Raw genomic sequence first — 255 nt, 5'->3', positions numbered from 1 at the left:
TGAAACATCTAAGTACCCGGAGGAAAGGAAATCAATTGATACTCCCCTAGTAGCGGCGAGCGAACGGGGACCAGCCGAGCCATGAGTGTGATTAGAATGCGTTGGAATGCGCAACCAAAGTGGGTGATAGTCCCGTATAAGAAGCATGATTGGACGTATTAAGTAGGGCGGGACACGTGAAATCCTGTCTGAAGATCGGAGGACCACCTTCGAAGGCTAAGTACTCCTTACTGACCGATAGTGAACCAGTACCGT

1 rRNA gene is annotated in these 255 nt (G+C 49.8%); it reads left to right on the top strand.

The annotated features are described in order from the left end of the window. Positions 1 to 255: ribosomal RNA gene (locus FCK22_RS18150) — 23S ribosomal RNA — on the top strand; the annotation flags it as partial.

Origin of the sequence: Sulfitobacter sp. 15WGC (assembly GCF_005068605.1) — a bacterium.
Classification (GTDB): domain Bacteria; phylum Pseudomonadota; class Alphaproteobacteria; order Rhodobacterales; family Rhodobacteraceae; genus Sulfitobacter; species Sulfitobacter faviae.
The sequence above is the reverse complement of the archived record's forward strand: the minus strand, read 5'-3'. Positions and strand labels throughout refer to the sequence as shown.